Genomic DNA, 18,698 nt, shown 5'->3' on the forward strand with positions numbered 1-18,698 from the left:
CCCTTTCTTTTTCAAAAATTCTCCAATAACTCCTTTCTTCAACTATACTGCTATTTAGCAAAATAACTTCAACAAGAAAGGTAGTTAATCCATTTTGGATCAACTCATTCGTTAGTTTAACGTATAGGTATCACAGTTTTAACTCGATTAAACATAGATCAGTCAATTTTGTTTTTCCGTTTCTATGCCTTCTCCTAATTTTGCAAAATAGTCTATTAAAAAATGAAAAATAATGAGTGGTAATATTGACCCTAAACCAAGATAGAGGATAGAAAATATGATTCCGAAAACCGTTGTTCTTAATACTCCTTTTATCAATCCCTGATAAGTGTGAGCGAGACCGAACAATACTGATGATAAGAAGATAATTAACCAAATCGAAAAATTGGGGAATAAGAACGCTAAAGCAAAAATGAGAAATCCTCTATATATGATTTCTTCAGTTACACCTGCTGTAATTGAAACGTAATTCCACAATTTTTTCTCCTTTTTAGTTGTAGGAAGTATGTCTGAGAATTCTACTTTATCCAATTCTTTTTCTTTTGCCTGTGATAATTTACTTCTAATCTTTTCACTATATCGAAAACCTATAAGATAATATATGATGCTAAGTAAATATAGTAACGCAATAACAAACGCAGAATAAGTAATAAATGGGCCAAATACCTCGGTGTTAATAGTTGGTATTGTCAATCCAATATCAGTAAAAGTTAGGTCTGTAAAAACAATTATGAGTAGTATAAAAATGGTGGGACCACATAGACCTATAATTGAATTGATATAGAACTTGATTCTTGCATTTTCGTTGGTTTTAACATCTGATTTGAATTTTTGAAAATCAAAATAACCGACAATTGGTTCATATAATAATGCAAAGATTATTACTAACCAAAAAGCATATTCCAAACCTTCATCCCCTATCTTTTACATTATTGATTCACCACTTTTTAGAACCTTTACTAAAAACAACAATCTTTAAGAAAACACCCTTATAAGATGAGGTACATTCTTCAAAAATCCTGACCCTTTCATATAAATAATACGATGTGCTCCGTTCGTTGATTAACTTCCACAAAAAGATCGTCAAAAGACGAACCTTTTTTATTCAGTTTTTCCAAAAGCAACTTGTATGCTGTAATTCATTTGTTAGCTATTATCAGGAACCTTTTAGAATTTGTACGAATTCCCTTTTCGGTTCGATTGTTTTCGATGAAATCACTCAGAATACCCAAGTCGTTCTCTCCGTGACCAAAATCAGGAATGATTGGTGTATGTCTGAGTAAGAATATCAGATCCTCAGGTCTTTGATAGTAATCAATAGCATCATATTCAAAAGATTGAACTTCGGTAAAACCCGCTTCTTTCAGTTCTTTTAAATGTCTTTCTTTTAACGCCCCATCGACTTCCCCATAATTTTGTCCCCGTCCAAAAGCTGTCTTCAAATTTAATTTGTCAGCTTCGCTCACTTGCTGCGTTAAAAAAATCCCACCGCTTTTTAATACCTTTGCTATTTCGGTTGAAACATACGGTGCGTGGCGACTTGAGATGACATCAAAAAAACCAGCAGGGAATTGTAAATTATCAGAAGACATTTGGGAAAACCGAACGTTTAACACCTCTGAATTTTTAAGATTGGATTGAGCCGTTTCCATCATTCCGCTTGATAAATCAATTCCAACCAGGAAAAGCAATGAAGAAGCGATTCTTAATACATTTTCTCCTCCGCCAGTACCAACGTCCAAGAGAATATCTGTACTTTTGCACTTCTTCGTCACTTCTTCGTAAAAATCCCACTTAACACCTTCGGTTGTGACTTGTAATTTACTAAAATCCCAGCCATTTATTTTTCCAACCTTATCATAAAATTCTAATTCATTCATTTATATGAACCTACCTTTCAAATATAAAAATGTCTATACTACTTTTTTTCCAATCCCATGAGCAAGCAATGCGATAGGGATAATTAAGAGACAAAAAGGTAAGCATAAAAAAATTATTTTCCATGTAATTACTTCATTCACTAATAAGGAACGAAATAAGACTAAACTGTATGGAATTATAACGATCAGAGAAGTAAATGCACCAGGCGTAACGGAACGAAGAATGAAGGATTGACCAATATGAGTAAAAGCGTGTAGAAAAAAGACCAATGTAGTAATGGTAAAAATATAAATATTACCAAATAATCCTTGATTGACATATTGATTTGCCATAACGGTTGAACTACTTACGAATAGGAATATAATTAATACGGCAACTGCAAACTGGGCTGTTGACATAGAAAATTGCTTAATCACTCTATCCGCAAATCTTTCCGGCAATATGTTGTATATCTTTGTTGAATTTCTCTTCATCCACCTCTCAACCATAATAATTTCTTCAAAGTCATGAAGGATAAACATAATTGGAAATAACCAGATAAGTGTTTGAATATCAAACCACTGTTCCATAATTCACATCCTTTCCATCAAACGATTATTTTCTTTTAACAATTCTTGGTGTTCTTCCTTCAATTAACCTCCTCAATAGTTTAATAACATCTACCACAATGCTAACATAATTTTCCAATAATGAAATTAGAAATTTAATAATAAGCTAATTTCGTATAGATTTTTTATATAACGGGGTTTTAGGAGGCGTTCGAGTATGGTATTGAACTTAGCAAAAACTTTGCATTTGAAAATCGAGTTGAACAAATGCTCATTTCAGCTTGTCAAAAATCTAAGTATGTTACCGTTGAAATACTAAGGATTTCATAAAAAAAGACCTTAAATAAGGTCGATTTCAATTTGATCATATTCTAACTAAAAGTTCATATTTTCAACACCAATGAGTATCTTAATCTGATCTTCATTTTCTTCAACTAATACATTGAGTTGCTTATTTGCTTTTTGATTATATTCTTCAATATCGTCCATTGGTTCACCTAAAACTTCCTGTATATAAGAATTGATATACGCACTTATTTCAGTTGTTTTCTCAATGTATTTTTTATAATACTCCTCTGGAGCCAGTCCTAGCTTTTTAGCTTGTGGTTCTGCGAACTCACGAATTGAATTTGCTGCTTCACTATTAATATGATCAGGTGGATAATCACCCAACGCCTCAATCGTTTCTTTTACTTCTTTGGATACATCGATGTTCATACTTTTTGCTTCTTGTATTACTAATTTAGCTTTTATAGTCCCGTCAATCATATTAAGTATTTCTTCATCCGGATATAAAAAACGTAACTCACCAATTGTTATCTCTTCTCCTCTTACAATTGCAGCAACATCTTCATCATTATACTTAGTAGAATCAGAGCATCCCGTTAAGATAATGAAATAAATAACGATGATAGAACAAAAGGGTTTATACATAACTTACACACCTCATTCCAGAACCATAACTGACTAATATTGGAACAACGCAAGGTTTGTTTACGCACATTTGAAACCAACAGTTATCCAAAGTGATTATGAAACCACCAAACAACAAGAAACATACTCACTAATCCCCAAGCTGTGGTACTCACTATCCACCATATTATGGATTTAGCTTTTATTGAATTTTCCGTGTCTTCCATATTTGCTTTTATAAAAGCGAGTTTACTTTCCAACCCTTTTTTCATAGAAGTGAGAACTACAAATCCGATTATTATGAAACCAATAGTTATCCAGAGTAATAAGTCCACCTTTTATAACCTCCCTTTTTTGTGAATTACTTTTCTTTCAATCTTCTTTATTCTATTATCCTGTCCCGTAAAAATGCCTTGCCTTCTTGTCGAAGCAAATGCTGAATAGGAGTCAATTTGGAAAAGTAATTATACGAACTTTTTATAATCATCTATATAGAATGAAACATACCCACAATTAGGACAAACTGCTGCTTTTGGCTTTGCTGAGATATTGTTAAATAGTCCTTTCCCTTTTTTGCTTATTTTAATGCCATACATAACACCTTCAACCTTCACATTACAGTCTAGAATCATTTTTATGTCGCATTGGTAACATTTCATTCACTTTTACACCACCGTTATTAGGTACTTTGATCTGTTAGTTTTTTATACGTTTTAATAAAGGCTTAGGTTTCACTATAGACCATACCTCTTCCACTAAGCTTCCCCGTTTGTACAATTACTTCTTCAAAAAGGGTGCTTCTCCTTCTTTAAGGAAAGCACCCCTTTAGCTTAGTAATTAAATTTTCAAAGCCATTCTTACAGTTTTTAAAATATGTCCATCGAATTCGTCATCAAACTCTTTAACCATTTCGAACCCTTTTGCTTCATAAAACGTCTTTCCTATTTTATTATCCTTTTCTACATTTATATAAATCTCTTTTACACCATCTAAATCTTTAATTCCTTGTTGTAACAAAGCTGAACCAATACCCTTACCTTGGTATTCTGGATAAAGATAAATAGAACCCAATTCAACTTTTCCATCTTCTCTTACTGGAGAAAAGTTGGCAAAACCAACAACGCTACCATCAACTTCAGCTACGAAAAGAAAAGATCGCTCTATGCGTTGCTTCATCCTTTCATCATTGTAAGCTGATTTCAAGAAATTATTTTGTACCTCTAAAGGAATAATTCCTTCATATGTAGCATGCCAAGTTGTTTTCGCCACGTCTTGTACTTGTTTTGTATCTTCGTGGTGCATCTTACGAATAGAGAAATTCACATAAATCTCCCCTTTTGTAATAATTTTCTATTTTGGGTTATTGTAACATAATTAGACGTTACATAGTTACAATTGTTTTTTAACTAAACTGTAGTTCAGCTATAACTGTGTTTAAATATCTGGCCAGATTGTACTTCTTTTATCTAACAAATGCCTGAGTTACTTCATACAATAGTCAAAAAAGGAAGTGGATCTTCATGGCGAAATGGATTAATGTATCAACATCGAAGCATCAATTAACACTATTTGATGGAAACAAGAGGATAAAGGCTTACCCGGTTGCAATTGGAAAGATATTGTCACCAACGCCTTCTGGGACATACACGATTATTAATAAACAACCTAATCCCGGAGGACCGTTTGGAGTGTTGTGGATGGGATTGTCAAGACCTCATTACGGGATACACGGAACAAATAACCCATCTTCCATTGGAAAGAATGTCTCACATGGTTGTATTCGAATGTTTAATCATGATGTTCTAGATTTATCATCTAGAGTTGCAATTGGTACTCCGGTTGTTATTCATAAATGACGTTGGAAATCTCATACCCATTACTACATAGGTTTGGGTCAAATTGGACTAAATGCCCAGTTAGCTCGCCCAGAATCTGAAGCTTCTTAATCTATTCAGTATTATTTCAATAGATTATAAGTTTAGGCTGCGTTATCTTTAGTATTCCGTCTATCGTAGCTAATTTTCATGGTAGTTTAGTGTAATACTTCACCTTAATATAACTCCAATCCTATTAAGTGTTGTTCCAGAATCCAATACAAAAAGACGCTTTCTTATTCAAAAAAAGCGCCTGATTGTGTATCGATTTGACTTTACTTACTTTCATTAATATTCGAGATATTATTAGAAAACTCCTCAAAACTCAATTGTCCTAAAGCAAACTTCGTACTTTGAACAAATATACGTTCATTTTTAGTTAGTTCACGTTTTGCTATCTTTTCAATCCATTCATGCTCTATGTCTAAAATATCTACAACATGCTTTTGTTTTGAAAAAGCTTCATAGTATCTTAATCCAAATTTTCTTTGGGACATAGCATCAATATGTATACCATCTGGATTTGCAGTTAAGCCTTTTGATGTTACAAAATAGCAATCATTTTCGGTTTGAGCAACTTTAGATAATATCTGGTTTATTTGTTTATATTCTACAGCGCTTTTTCCAAATCCAACCTCTCCAAGGTAATGTCCCAACTCACCGATTATAATCGGGATATCTGGTGCATTCAATTCTTTTCTCAAGTGTTTTAATAAGGAAAGTAATTTATCTTCATACGTCTTATAACGTTCTCCGTAACTGTCGCTTTCTCCTTGATGCCACAGGATTCCCACTATTTCACTTGTTTCCATAGCAAATTTCGCTTCAGAAATCGCATGTCTTGTTAATAGTCCATCAATTGCCCAATCATCAATAGAGCTTCCTCCCTCGGCACATGGTATGACCCCGATGGACTCACCCTGATGATCCTCTGTCCAAGCCTGAGCAAAAGAGGCTGCCGGGCCAACACCAGATATGTGACGATCAAAATTAAGTGGTTCTGTCATCATTTGCCATCTACCGTTTCGCAACATTTTTATATGCTCATTATAAATAGGAGTTACATCTTCAATAAATCCTCTGCCGGCCATATTTGATTGTCCGATTAATAATATCGATTTCATAAAAAAACCTTCTTTCTATTTTACAAGGTCTATTTAGTTTAAATAAGAGTAAGAGTATAGCGTAATTAGACTTTTTTTGTCAATTCGATTTGTCTTTATTCATCTCTAAAATGGGTCGATTGTGGAACAAGCTAAAAATCTTTTCTTCACCTAGCCTCCCCGCTTGTTTAAAAATCCAATAAAAAAGTGCCTTAATCCTTCTTGGATCAAAGCACCCTTTAACCATCTATGAAGTAGAGCTTCACCACAGAAAATAAAAGTTAATTACGTTCTTTCATGGTAGTACAATAAAAAGGTTAAATTTATTTATAAGTCTACTAAATAAGCAGTAACCAATACTGCTGAGGTAGACCATACAAGAAATAGAAAAGCTGGTAGATGAAGGGATACTTCCTCTTTTATAGCTCTTATGAAATTCACAACAAAACTATAACCACAAATAAAAAATAAAATAGTTAAAAAGAAAAACAAATTAGACATCCTTTCATAACGTTTAACAATGTTTGCTTATATTCTAACACAACTTAATTGAACTAAACTGCTTCGTTAGAACAACAAAAAAAAGCTGCCGTTATGACAACTCTGATCTTCAACTATTGCACTCGTTACTTTAAGTACGATTATTCACAAACTTTATATTTGTACTGCTAAAACTCAATTGATTTGTCTTGATATATTTGTCACGAAATTCATAAATGTGGATAACTTTATTCAATTTCTGTTATCTCTAAATTCATCTCGTCCAACTTAGAATAAAAGACGAGTTTAATATCATCAAAATAACCATTATCGGGTAGTTTTATACTTTTTCCATCTCGGAAAAACATCTCATATTCATTGATTTCTACTTCATCTTCATTTTTATAGTAATTGATTTTTTCAATTTCATCCCATTTATAAGTATGGCTTTGGAGTTTGAGAGGGGGAGTGTGCGAAATTGAATTATAGGATAGTGAAGTATTGGCTTGTGAAGCTACAAAAAATGGGACAAGGCTTAGAATAACACAAATAATGCCTAATGAAATTGAGACTTTCCTATTGTTCAATAAAAAGAGGAACATCATAGATAAAATCAATAGAAGATAACCGACTCCGTAGATATAAAAGATATTTTTTGGTACAAAGATCTGCCATATATCTGGTTTATAGTGTACAATTTCAGCAACTGTCTGCGGAACAAATAGAATAGATATTGGTGCAAATATAGCCATACATATTCCAATTACCAGATAAATAACCCTGTCTTCATAAGTTGTTTTTTTCATACTCTTCCACCTCCAAAATTAAACTGTTATCGTAACTTACGATTAAGATGCGAGAAGGTTTCAGAAAAATCATTATTTTAAGTCTACAAGTCGTTTTAACGTCAAATTTTAATGGGTTTTTCTTTTTTTAAAATGTAGTTGGTTTTTAGCTAAACTGCTCCGTTAATTTAATTTCCTTCACGAAAAATGCGTTAATCCTACTTGGATTAACGCACCCATTACTTTAAGTACAAAGGTTCACAAAGTCCTTTATATAGCCTTCATTTAATTTAGTGTTTTTTCTCTACACTAATTAAAATGTGTTCAGTATTCTTGGAACAACCACTTATTAAATATTCAATTTCACCTTGATTATTTTTTTTCTCAATTACTTCTTTGCAAACATCGGTCTCTTTACCTTTATCTTTCCCAGCAAATTTATCATTTGAATTATCATAGCTATAATGAATGACTTCCCCATCAAATTGTAAGTCTTGAAATATAGGATCTCCTTCGTGAGTATAGGCAGTAACTCGTATAGTGTCTTCGTTTTTGTTTGATAGATTAATTAAAAATTGCTCAAACCTTTCTAAATTAAAAACTTCATTTCGATAAACAACATCACCTCGTTCAATTGCTTCCTCTAACCCGTAACCCCCACTCTTTGAACAACCACTAATACTTATACCTACAAAAAATAATATTACAATAAATAGAAAACTCCTCACTTTCTCCCTCCAATCCTATTTCCTGTACATATTAATTTCTTCACTTCATTATAATTTACCTTCTTCAACTAACCTGCACCGTTTGTTCAATAAGGAATTCATTAAAAAGTGCATTAATCCATCTTGGATCAATGCACCCTTTAGTTATACAAGCATCTTCATTTCTATTATTCTATTTTTTCGATATACGAAGTAGGCTTAGGTTATTTTCTTTTATTTTTACCAATTTTCTCGTTACCACGTTTAAAGTTTCCCTTAATTTTAGCTAACAATAACTGGACTTCTGCTCTATTATCTTCAATCTTGAATTCTTGCTAAGACGCTCAACCACACTATTGGGGCTTATCTTATTCTTACTAACTTTATATCAGTATGGATTAGAATTATTCTAAGCTTTGTTTCATTTTTTGATAATCTGGATTTTCTAGACTCTCCGGACCAGGATACAATAAGTACAAATATAAATCCTGATTAGGAACGTTCGTAGTGGCCTTTAATATTTGTTTACTCTCCTTAGAGTAAATATAGCGGTCACTATCAGCTCCATTAATTAAAGACGTAAATTTAGAGCCTTCATAACCATCAAATAAATTGTTGAAGTAATTTTTATCTACTTTCATTAATAATATCCAGTTTACCTTTTTATCTTTGAAATAAAATCTTGCAAACCCATTATAGTCTAAGATTACATCTGCCCCACTGCCATCTTCTTCATCTATTGAATATTTTCCTCCCAGGCGTTCTATTACCTTATCCATTGAATCGCCCAACGTTATTCCATGGACATAGAGGTAACCTTTTTCATTTGAAAATGAGGGTTTTTGTAAGTTCAGTTCTGGTGGCTGTTGTTCGTCGTTTTGTTTTTGGCCTTCATTAGCTGATTCTCTCTCACTCTTCTTGTATCCATCTAAATTTGGAGTAAACATTTTTGTATCTATTGGCACATTTATTTGGAGTTCCTTTGGATATAAATAGTCAACAACCTCACCGTTTTGATTGTATGTTTCATATTTTAAGAGGACTCCAGTATCCTTATCAATCCAGAAACGAAATGTTTTTGCACGGTGTTTCTCCCCTGCATACTCGTTTAAATTGCCTTTTATAACAATTGTGTTGTGAGTAAGGATTTTTTCGTTCTGTATTTCAATCTCCCATTTATCTAAACTTTTTAAGTAATTTAATGTAATTTCACGCGGGAACAGTGAACTTCGGGCTATTGGATGTTGCACGCTGTTTCTATATCTTCTCTCCGAATAGGTTTTAGATGCACTATCTACTGTCCAAAGTTTATCTTCTTTATAATACGTAATAACGCTCTCCACATCATCCCCATGGTTATACGTTTCGGAACTGTAGCCACCCATTATTGGACTTAAGCTAAGTGCATATTTAACATTTGAACTCATTTTAGTACCATCATGTATTACAGTTTGAATTTCATATTCACCTACGGCTGTATCAAATTTATCAGATGATAATAGCTTCTTGTAAATTTCCTCTTTTGTCATGTCTGCGAAGTTTTCTTCCTTAGCAGTAGGAGTAATAACGGTGTTCTCCGGAATATCCTTGCTGGAGTCTGGAGGGATTTTATTTGGTTCATGTGCCTGATAAATTTGATTGGCATCGTTTTTTGAAAAAATATCATCAATCCCTGCAATGTAATATGTGCCGGCTAACAAAATACAGGTAAGTGCAACGCTAAATAGCAGATGAATTCTTCCATGAAATGACCTAGAAACATTGTTTCGTAAAGAATTTGATTTAATCGTTTTTAAGACTCTATTCTTATGCTCTTGGGTAAAATAAATATTTTTTTCGTTTGTTATTGAATCCGTTAAAATATTTTTTAAATCCTTCAGTTTATCTTCCATTTAGCTCGCCCCCTTTTAACTTTTTGTCTAATGCAAGCCGCGCTCGATGCAATCTCGTCTTTACAGTATTGGCCTTTGTCTCCAACATCGAAGCAATCTCGTCAATTTTCAGATCCTCATAGTAATATAGAATAATAACCTCTCTTAACTTAATAGGTAAGCTCATTACTGCATCTGCAACCCTTAATTTTTCTTCCCGCTTTATATTCTCAAATTCAGCCGAATGACTTGCTTTCTCTTTTTTCACCTTTACAAAATCTGTAATAACAAGATGTCTATAATGCCAACTCCTGAACACGTCTTTACATTTATTAATCGTTATTCGATATATCCATGTCTTGTAAGAAGATTCATTTCTGAACGAATCCAATTTCTCATAACATTTGATAAAAACTTCTTGAGTGATATCCTCCGCCAATTGCTTATCTTTCACATATGTATAAGCCAGCATGATCACTTCTTGACCGTACTGATCCATTAACCACTTAAGCTTCTCTTCTTTGTCCAGATAATCAATTGATGTATCAGGTTCCCTTTCCATTTCAATCATGTATTCGCTTCCTTTTAGGTTTTAAGTATTAGACGAAACTAATTATGTTTAGGTTCGACTTATATATAAATTACTTAGAAATAGCTTAAGGTCTATATTTAAGTATAAAAAAGAAACCCATACTTCAACACTAAAGTACTGGTTAGTAAATTTGCATTTCTTGAGTATACTGTTGAATTCGAAAGAAATCGTGTTATTTATAAACGACATTTTATTCGTATTTTTAGACATACTATTAATCATGGTTTCTTTAACTATCCTGCTGCATTAGTTTAATAACTTAACAAGTAAAGGATTAATTCCTTTTTAGATTAACGCACTTGATCGTTTAATCGGAGGATTCTTTTAGGAAGACTTCAATTTGATCATTACGTTTGACTAATATGACCGAACTATCTTCTTTTGAACTGAATAACTCTGTACCTTTATCCAAATAATTTGACCATAGGTGAATGTTTGGCATTACATTGGGATTTACTTTGTTTGCAACAATACCAATTTCTTTATCAATCGTATATTCATTTTTATCATCATAACCTTTAAGAATAAATCTATCGTTATTATAAATAAGAATTGCTTGGTAAGAACCTCCGTTTGTGTTACATCCAGAAATTAATATGACGAACACAAGTAGATACAAAAGTTTATTCATAAACAGTCCACCACCTAATATACTTCCATTCTATACTGCTCCGTTAGTTCAACAAATTCTTTAAAAATAGCGTTAATCCCTTCTTAGATCAACGCACCCGTTACTTTAATAACTTTTATTCAAGATTTCCGATAAGTTAGCACTTAACGATATAAATTCTTCTTTGGAAACTGCATTTTCTGGTTCTACCCAAGAGAACCCATCATTTAAAAAGCGTGGAATAATGTGCATATGATAATGCTCAACATCCTTAAAAATCCCATTGTTTTGCAGTATAGTAATGCCATCTGTGTTTAATAAATTTTCAAGTGCAGTAGCTATTTGTTGAGATGTAAGTATTACTTGTGTCAAACTATCTTTGTCAACCTCGCTAAACTCTTGATAATGTTTTTTAGGAACTACTAATATATGTCCCTTGTTGATAGGGTATTTGTCCAAAAAACAACAAACATAAGCATTTTCGTAAATTATAAAAGCATCTTCTTTTTTAGAGACTATCTCACAAAAGATACAAGTATCCATACTCCACCTCTCCTTATATTCTTATTGCACTAAACTGCCCCGCTTGTTCAAAAGTTCAATAAAAAGTGCCTTAATCCTTCTTGGATCAAAGCACCATTTAGCCATCCATGAAACAAAGCTTCACCACAGAAATAAAAGTTAATTACGTTCTTTATGTTAATTTAAGTCCATTTTTTCACAACAAAAAACCTTTTGTTTTTATTCTTTCAAGTTTTTAAAGAAATCATATATTTCTTCAACATTATACGTTTTATAAACAAGTTCTTCTTTTTTAAATACAAGTATTGCAGGGAATGTTTCAATTCCCAATTCTTCTTTATAATCGACCACGTAATCCTCATCGTATTCCATCCATGCAGCTGCAGCTTCTTGCTCTTTGGTTTCCAAGATGTTCAAAATCTCTCCGTACATTTGTTCTTTCATCTCGTCAGGCAGTTTCTCACCCATTTGGTACATGACAACAATATTAAATCCATCCACATGTGATAGGAGCCTTGAATACTTTTCTTCGTCTGTCATCTTTAATAATATTATTTCTTTTGGGTAACCTTCGAATTCATTCCCTCTTGGTGGATTAACTAACACTTTTTGCCCCTTTTTTATATCATCAATAGATACTTCTGTTCCATCCTCATCGTTAATAACAGTTTTTTCATTTATCTTAGATGTATAAGAATAACCTTCAGTTGTAATACCAGGACCTTTGCTATCTCGTTTTTCCCATTCAGAAATATCAACAACAATGCTGTCTTCGCTTTTCTTAACTTCCCTTACAGTTCCTATCATTTGATCATCTTTATAGTGTCCGTAAGAGTATTCTCCATTGCCTACCGCATTTTTACCACATGCTGAAAGATATAGCATGCTAATTAAGAAAATAACTAAAAATGGAATTCTTTTCCCCAAGTAGCTTCCCCCTCTTAATGGATTAGACATCTCATTACTAAAAATGTTGTTTCTTTTTGTAATTAGAGAAGTTTATTTTCATGGTAGTTCAATATGAAATTATAATGTTGGAGGACTATCAGACAGACAAATCGATAAATTCTAGTTCCAGTTCTGCTTCTTCTTTCGAACGATAAACGGTAATTTTCCCATAGGGTTTCAAGTTGTTCTGCCACGATCCTATATTATTCAGAAAATCTTCTCCGTTTTCAGAAATTATCAAGCACTCTAAATGCCTATTGATATAACAAATTGGTGCGTCACTTTTCAAATCACATTGTTGACCAACAGTTCCAATAAATCCACCTTTACTATCTTTTGCCATAATATCTACATATGGAACCGTATAAAATTCTAAATGTGGAATATCATCGTCAAAGATAAATTGAATATCATAGTCGTTAGCATATTTTTGATACTCCTCATTTTTATGATAAACACTCATAGGATAAATTGTTGTACCTGCTGGTATAACCTCTGTATCTTTTAAATATACATTTATGGCTCCAGTTAATTCTGTTCTATCTAGATAAACTTTTCGCATCTCAACCTCCGTTTAATCTTAGTTGGATCATCGCCAGGTAGGTGAATAAGCTACTTGACATTCTCTGCAATTCTTTTTAGTTCTTTTGCACGAGAAACAATAAAGTTTGTCATATATTTTTCCAAAAATAACTTATCTGCAATAATTCCAAGTGGACCAAAAGGTGACTTATACTCAAATGTATCAATCATTAGAGTCCCACCTTTTTCTTCTTTAAATTGATGGATATGTGTAAAGGAACTAAAAGCTCCTTTTACCATAATATCAACAAACACAGTAGGCTTTTCCATATGAATTACTTTTGCTGTTAGCCTTTGTTTAATACCAAAATGAGTTGCTTCCCAAGTAACGTGATTACCAATTTCTAATAGCCCTTGCGTAATACCACCAACAGCTTTTTCTTTAGTTTTAGCAGTAGTTTCAATATGTATATCTACGTTTCTAGCAAGGTCAAAGCATACCTCCACAGGCGCTTGAATAAATTGCTTATGCTTAATAATAGGCATTTGCTATCTCCTTTGTAAAAACAATAATTCATCACCATTTTTAATCTTTTTTGCTAAAAAAACGCAATTCACAAAGAACAAAATTGTATTGATTGGCGTTACATAGACAGAAATAATCTATTAACTTTCTCCTCTTTTTAACTTTAGTTATGAAATAAGCCAAAACTATGCAACTCTATATAAAAAGCTGCATAATATCGACTCCAAGGATTTTATACGTTATAGCAGATTATCTTTTCGTTTAACTATCAATTCTTTCTATTTAAAAATTATAGGAAAAGCAAATGTAACAAAGGCTGCCCAAAGTCCGTAGACTGGCAAATACTTAGTGACGGCATCTTGAATACTTGAAGGTCCTGAATTGTTTCGTAGAAAACGCATGTAGGGAAGCATAATCCAAATTAGATTTGCCCAGATAAGTATGTTTACTCCTAAAACAGCAAGTCTATTAGGCGTTATCCCATAAGAAGATAGTCTGAACACGATGGCTGACAAGGCCACACTGTCAACGATAAGCGCAAGAACAATTAAAGCAAAATTAAGATAATCTGAAATGTTCTTTTTCTCATCTGAGTCGCTCTCGGTAATGGAAAATATGGTAACGACCAATACACCAAGGAGTATTCCATTGAAGACTATCAGGAAATTGCGGTCCAAGAATGGATTTTTTCCGACCCAAATAACCGTTATAAGATAGACCAACAAAGTGAGCAGGACAAGAGGACTAAAAATTTTAGCTATATATGGTGTAATATTCTTAGCAAGTTTTAGATTCAGTGATACTAGGTATGTTGCCACAATAGCGAGAGCGGCAGCACCAAATAAGACGATATTACTAAAATAGAAGTCTTCTATATTCAAGCCAACAAAACTAAATAACTGCATAGTTAATGCGGCTAATACCATTCCGCTAACTGCCATGCTGGCGTAGAGAATACAATATTCCAGATTAAATTTAATATAGGCTAATCTTGTACTACCTTTTGAGTATTCATTTCCTGTAAATGCAAGTCCTACCAATACCCATAAGAATATGGGAAGGTGTAAATAAGCAAGGATAATACTGTCTTTATCATTTAATGGTAACATATTAAGATAAATCCCAGAAATGAGGAACAACGCTGCAAGGGAATAAATAATACTTTTTTTCGGAGTATTATTGTAAACAAAATAGGCCGCAATAAAAGGAATTATACCAAAAGCCAGGTTAATTGGAGCAATTGCTCCCTGTTCAACAAAATGGAAAATGATCCTGGTGCTTATCCCAGCCAGAATGGCTAAAATGCCCATGAATAAGAAACCTTTTTGAAACAAGGATGATTTTTCTGTGTTTGCCGACTCCTTGAAATGCAATCTTTCATACCATACACCAAGAACCTGAGAATCAGGAATTTGTTCCCATGCGTATGAGAATGACCTTTTAAAAGCTTTCGGGTCTTTTCGATACATTCTCTCCAGCTCATGAGGGTTATCAATATTTTTAATAATCAAATTGTTAATGTCCAAAGTTTTACCTCCCCAAATCATTGTTATATTTAGTTTCCTCCACAATGTTAATCTGTCTTTTTTTGTAATCTAAAATATCTCCTGACTGACATTCTAAAGCCTTACATTTTGCCACTATAGTCGATAATTAAATCACTTTTGCCTCTCTCCATCTTCAATATAGAAAGGCTCGACATTGTTATTCCAACCTTCTCCGGTAGTACTGCTACGCTCAATTTCCTTTTTACCGCCCACAGAGCAAGCTATTTTTATCATTTCTTCCCAAAAAGAAACTCACTTATTCATTCTGATTTTAATCTATATTTTATCGTTTTTCAATAAATTTTTATTAATTTAAATAACAATTTTATTGCATTCTTTGTTTTAAGCAAAATTAAAAAGCATTCCTCATTTAAAGAAATGCTCTATAACTTTGTACATGAATTCAGTTGATTTCTCAATGAATGTTTTATAATAGCCAGTCCTAGCTTTTTAGCTTGTGGTTCGGCAAACTCAGAATTGAATTTGCTGCCTTTGTATCAATACGATCAGGTGGATAATCAGTTTTACTAACCTGCCCCGTAAGTGACAATAACTTCTTCAAAAAAGGGTGCTTCTCCTTCTTTAAGGAAAGCACCCGTTACTTTACGTGTAATGTTTCACAAATTATATTTCCCCTTTAATTTCTTCCTTTTTCCATTTTGTATAGGTGTATATTTGAGTTGTTAATGCAATCAATGAAACTATTAATGTTTGGATGATTGCTACGTTTTTGGGAACAGAATAAAATCCCCAAACAATCACCACTATTGCTATTGGTATTAGTGCTAAATTCCAAATAAATTTCCTTTTATAACTCCAACTCCAGTAAGTCACCTTTACACCCCTTTTGCTATTTAAATTGTTTTATCAAATTTACTTATGTATAAAATTAATTACACCCTTATTATTAAATATAATACCATAAATAACCAATTATTTTTTGAACAATCCTGCTCCGTTTGTAAAAAGTTATTCAATAAAAAAGGTGGTTAATCCTTGTAGATCAACGCACCCGTATGCTTAAAGTTGGAGTTATATTCTCCATTGTTCATTAAATTCTACCCGAAATTTCTATCCAAAAACAGAAGTAGATAACTACCTGCACAAAGATAAATTGCAACTTGAGTAATAACATAAATTGTACGTTCAAATGGTGTTAGTTTTCTTTCTTTCTTCATTTTTTTAAAATGCCTATAATAATAGAATGAACATAGGAGTAGGATTATTGCTGATAATTGAAATATATTTACCAGTAAGCTAACCAAAAAATCAGCCCCCCTAAAAAATTTTTTTTTCACACTTCCTTTTTGGATAGAATTCTAATAATATCCCCCTTTATGCAATTAGTGTTATTCGTTTTGAAAGCAAGTCTCATATTTATCTTTCATTAACAAGCTTTTGCAAGCCTGACCATTTTCGTGATAAATCTCTTTACCGATTACTAATGTAATACTTCTATCTGAATTTGGAAAATCAGGATTATCATTGAGAATATTTAAGGTGTCCTCATCTAACCATTCCATCGAAAAATGATCTTTTGCATCGGCATAATAAACTGTCCTAACTTTATTGTTATCATTTTTGTATGTGATTTCTACCCATACATTAACGCCGCCTGCTGCACCACCATATAGTTCATAATAAGCATTTGCTGTTAATTTTTCAGTTGGTGAGGTTACAGGTCCAGGTCCCTTTTGGGTGAATTCTTTATCAATTTCACTGAAAGTAAAAAAATACGTTTCATATATATAGATTGAAGAAACCAAAACAATCCCAGACAACGTTGCAATCAGCATCGTTTTAGGAAAAGGTTTCTTTTTAATGAAAGAAATAATCATCCATACACATAAAATCAAAAATAATATAAAAGTAATAATAGAAAGTAAGACACCGAATAAAATTAAAATCAGAAGCCCCCCGTTCTAAGTTCAAAAAAATCATCACAATACTAGTAGTTTTGTAATGCTCTTCCTCGACTCTGCTCCTCCGTTTCTACAATAAGAATCAAAGTCTTATTTGAAGCGACTTAAGCCTTGCCAAAGGGCAACTCCTAAAAAGAATACGATTATTGTCAAGGTGAACCATGAGTAAAAGTTCTTTTTGTTTCGTACTATTTTGTATATAAAGAAAATCAGAATAAAAATCAATAGTGCCATTCCCGTAATTGCTAACAGCATATTAAGCACGAACATAGTAAACCTCCAACTGTTAAACTAACCCGCATAGTTAACACAAGAAGAAACAGCACTTTATTTAATAAAATCAAATAATTTCACATCGACATCATCTATGTAACCAATTTGCTGCTTTAAGTCCCATAATCGAATTTCAGATGTCTCGTTGTTATTCTGAAATGGTTGGAGTTCTTCAAGTGTAGTAAAATATACAGGATTATACTTGATTTCATTACTGATTACGTTTCTTACTTTCAACAAACCCTTAAAATCTATCTTCGAAACGCTTTGCCCAGTTTCTTCGAAAAGTTCTCTTATTGAACATTCTTTTGGTGTTTCGTTTTTTTCCCTTTGTCCTGCTGGCAATTCCCATTGCTTTCTCAAAGTGTTATAACATAAAAGATATTTGTCATCACATTTTATTACCGCATAAGAGCCAGCCAATCGGTGATCATTATATATTTCAGCCTCTTTTACATCAAGAAAATCAAGAAATTCAAAACCATTATTCTTTGTAATTATCAATTAGTACCCCCTGTAATTGATTTCCTTTACTGCCCTGTTAGTAGAATAAATTCATCAAAAAATAATCGATAATCCTTCGTGGACTATCGCATTTTGTTACTTTAAAAAATCTTTTATAGAAAAAAGTGTTCTAAAATAATAATAGAGAATCACTTTCATAAATTTTAATATTTGTAAATATCGATTAACGGACTATATCCGGGATTAAATGTAAATGGAATGAAGGTTCCAAAAATCCCTATTCCTTCAATTAGTGTTCTACGACCTTCTTCATCTTCAAGGATAATACCCATCTTATTTATTAAAATATAATCGTCTATTGTTCTATGTACAACTTTTTCCTGCGAACTTTTAAATTCACATTCATCTCCAATACACTCTGTATCATATTTATTCGCTAACCACTTATTAAAAGTCTCTGGAGAAGGTTTTGATAATGGTAAGGTTAGAAAAAATAATATAATTAAAGCGAAGGTGAAGATTTTAATTCGTTTTTTTTTCATAAATTACCTCCTTAAATTTGACAAAATTATCAATAATTACATTTTATACCTGTCTCTTATACACATCT

Annotated in this window: 24 protein-coding genes; 1 reads left to right on the forward strand and 23 read right to left on the reverse strand. The window is 32.5% G+C overall.

Going from position 1 to position 18,698, the window contains the following annotated elements; genetic code table 11:
- Window positions 1-162: 162 nt before the first annotated feature.
- From E1I69_RS14335 to E1I69_RS14365, 7 genes are all read right to left on the reverse strand, one after another.
- Complete coding sequence (locus E1I69_RS14335; RefSeq protein WP_136380266.1) at window positions 163-906, reverse strand: CPBP family intramembrane glutamic endopeptidase; 744 nt, start codon at window positions 904-906, stop codon at window positions 163-165.
- 233 nt (window positions 907-1,139) lie between these two features.
- Entirely contained in the window at window positions 1,140-1,880 is a 741-nt protein-coding gene (locus E1I69_RS14340; protein WP_136380267.1) for a class I SAM-dependent methyltransferase, read from the reverse strand.
- A gap of 33 nt (window positions 1,881-1,913) precedes the next feature.
- Window positions 1,914-2,450: an HXXEE domain-containing protein gene (locus E1I69_RS14345; RefSeq protein WP_136380268.1), complete on the reverse strand. Its 537-nt coding sequence runs from the start codon at window positions 2,448-2,450 to the stop codon at window positions 1,914-1,916.
- Between the two features lie 354 nt (window positions 2,451-2,804).
- Entirely contained in the window at window positions 2,805-3,362 is a 558-nt protein-coding gene (locus tag E1I69_RS14350; RefSeq protein ID WP_136380269.1) for a hypothetical protein, read from the reverse strand.
- Window positions 3,363-3,445: 83 nt separating this feature from the next.
- On the reverse strand, window positions 3,446-3,676 hold the full coding sequence (locus E1I69_RS14355) for a hypothetical protein (protein WP_136380270.1): 231 nt from the start codon (window positions 3,674-3,676) through the stop codon (window positions 3,446-3,448).
- A 129-nt stretch (window positions 3,677-3,805) separates the two neighbouring features.
- Window positions 3,806-4,000: a nucleic acid-binding protein gene (locus E1I69_RS14360; protein WP_136380271.1), complete on the reverse strand. Its 195-nt coding sequence runs from the start codon at window positions 3,998-4,000 to the stop codon at window positions 3,806-3,808.
- 178 nt (window positions 4,001-4,178) lie between these two features.
- Window positions 4,179-4,664 carry a GNAT family N-acetyltransferase gene (locus E1I69_RS14365; protein WP_207308554.1) on the reverse strand — a complete coding sequence of 162 codons (486 nt, stop codon included), beginning with the start codon at window positions 4,662-4,664 and terminating at the stop codon, window positions 4,179-4,181.
- 197 nt (window positions 4,665-4,861) lie between these two features.
- Between E1I69_RS14365 and E1I69_RS14370 the strand changes: the two genes are divergently transcribed.
- Window positions 4,862-5,197, forward strand: a complete 336-nt coding sequence (locus E1I69_RS14370) for a L,D-transpeptidase (protein ID WP_136380273.1) — start codon at window positions 4,862-4,864, stop codon at window positions 5,195-5,197.
- A 293-nt stretch (window positions 5,198-5,490) separates the two neighbouring features.
- Here the strand turns inward: E1I69_RS14370 and E1I69_RS14375 are convergent, their stop codons facing one another.
- From E1I69_RS14375 to E1I69_RS14455, 16 genes are all read right to left on the reverse strand, one after another.
- The gene (locus tag E1I69_RS14375) at window positions 5,491-6,339 is read right to left on the reverse strand and encodes a sialate O-acetylesterase (protein ID WP_136380274.1); all 849 of its coding nucleotides are present in this window, start codon (window positions 6,337-6,339) and stop codon (window positions 5,491-5,493) included.
- A 707-nt stretch (window positions 6,340-7,046) separates the two neighbouring features.
- Window positions 7,047-7,604 carry a hypothetical protein gene (locus E1I69_RS14380; RefSeq protein ID WP_136380275.1) on the reverse strand — a complete coding sequence of 186 codons (558 nt, stop codon included), beginning with the start codon at window positions 7,602-7,604 and terminating at the stop codon, window positions 7,047-7,049.
- Between the two features lie 269 nt (window positions 7,605-7,873).
- Window positions 7,874-8,311: a DUF4362 domain-containing protein gene (locus E1I69_RS14385; protein WP_136380276.1), complete on the reverse strand. Its 438-nt coding sequence runs from the start codon at window positions 8,309-8,311 to the stop codon at window positions 7,874-7,876.
- A 383-nt stretch (window positions 8,312-8,694) separates the two neighbouring features.
- Complete coding sequence (locus tag E1I69_RS14390; RefSeq protein WP_136380277.1) at window positions 8,695-10,182, reverse strand: sigma-E factor regulatory protein RseB domain-containing protein; 1,488 nt, start codon at window positions 10,180-10,182, stop codon at window positions 8,695-8,697.
- Window positions 10,172-10,732 (reverse strand): sigma-70 family RNA polymerase sigma factor, encoded by a 561-nt coding sequence (locus E1I69_RS14395; RefSeq protein WP_242634603.1) that lies wholly within the window; start codon window positions 10,730-10,732, stop codon window positions 10,172-10,174. Before E1I69_RS14395 ends, E1I69_RS14390 begins: the two co-directional genes overlap by 11 nt.
- Window positions 10,733-11,060: 328 nt before the next feature.
- A complete protein-coding gene (locus tag E1I69_RS14400) occupies window positions 11,061-11,384 on the reverse strand; it encodes a hypothetical protein (RefSeq protein WP_136380278.1) in 324 nt (107 codons plus the stop codon).
- 105 nt (window positions 11,385-11,489) lie between these two features.
- Window positions 11,490-11,906, reverse strand: coding sequence for an HIT family protein (locus tag E1I69_RS14405; RefSeq protein ID WP_136380279.1), 417 nt, complete (start codon window positions 11,904-11,906; stop codon window positions 11,490-11,492).
- A 198-nt stretch (window positions 11,907-12,104) separates the two neighbouring features.
- Window positions 12,105-12,812 (reverse strand): hypothetical protein, encoded by a 708-nt coding sequence (locus E1I69_RS14410; RefSeq protein WP_136380280.1) that lies wholly within the window; start codon window positions 12,810-12,812, stop codon window positions 12,105-12,107.
- A gap of 118 nt (window positions 12,813-12,930) precedes the next feature.
- Complete coding sequence (locus tag E1I69_RS14415; protein ID WP_136380281.1) at window positions 12,931-13,395, reverse strand: hypothetical protein; 465 nt, start codon at window positions 13,393-13,395, stop codon at window positions 12,931-12,933.
- 50 nt (window positions 13,396-13,445) lie between these two features.
- Window positions 13,446-13,901: an SRPBCC family protein gene (locus E1I69_RS14420; RefSeq protein ID WP_136380282.1), complete on the reverse strand. Its 456-nt coding sequence runs from the start codon at window positions 13,899-13,901 to the stop codon at window positions 13,446-13,448.
- Window positions 13,902-14,159: 258 nt separating this feature from the next.
- Window positions 14,160-15,407 carry a DUF4153 domain-containing protein gene (locus E1I69_RS14425; protein ID WP_136380283.1) on the reverse strand — a complete coding sequence of 416 codons (1,248 nt, stop codon included), beginning with the start codon at window positions 15,405-15,407 and terminating at the stop codon, window positions 14,160-14,162.
- A 645-nt stretch (window positions 15,408-16,052) separates the two neighbouring features.
- On the reverse strand, window positions 16,053-16,262 hold the full coding sequence (locus E1I69_RS14435) for a hypothetical protein (RefSeq protein WP_136380284.1): 210 nt from the start codon (window positions 16,260-16,262) through the stop codon (window positions 16,053-16,055).
- Window positions 16,263-16,486: 224 nt separating this feature from the next.
- On the reverse strand, window positions 16,487-16,693 hold the full coding sequence (locus E1I69_RS24990) for a hypothetical protein (RefSeq protein ID WP_136380290.1): 207 nt from the start codon (window positions 16,691-16,693) through the stop codon (window positions 16,487-16,489).
- A gap of 84 nt (window positions 16,694-16,777) precedes the next feature.
- On the reverse strand, window positions 16,778-17,266 hold the full coding sequence (locus E1I69_RS14445; RefSeq protein WP_242634604.1) for a DUF5412 family protein: 489 nt from the start codon (window positions 17,264-17,266) through the stop codon (window positions 16,778-16,780).
- A gap of 411 nt (window positions 17,267-17,677) precedes the next feature.
- Window positions 17,678-18,127: an NUDIX domain-containing protein gene (locus tag E1I69_RS14450; RefSeq protein ID WP_136380286.1), complete on the reverse strand. Its 450-nt coding sequence runs from the start codon at window positions 18,125-18,127 to the stop codon at window positions 17,678-17,680.
- Window positions 18,128-18,291: 164 nt separating this feature from the next.
- The gene (locus tag E1I69_RS14455; protein WP_136380287.1) at window positions 18,292-18,630 is read right to left on the reverse strand and encodes a hypothetical protein; all 339 of its coding nucleotides are present in this window, start codon (window positions 18,628-18,630) and stop codon (window positions 18,292-18,294) included.
- Between the last annotated feature and the right edge of the window lie 68 nt (window positions 18,631-18,698).

The sequence above is a fragment of the Bacillus timonensis genome (genome assembly GCF_004799755.1).
Taxonomy (GTDB): Bacteria; Bacillota; Bacilli; order Bacillales; family Bacillaceae_L; genus Ferdinandcohnia; species Ferdinandcohnia timonensis_A.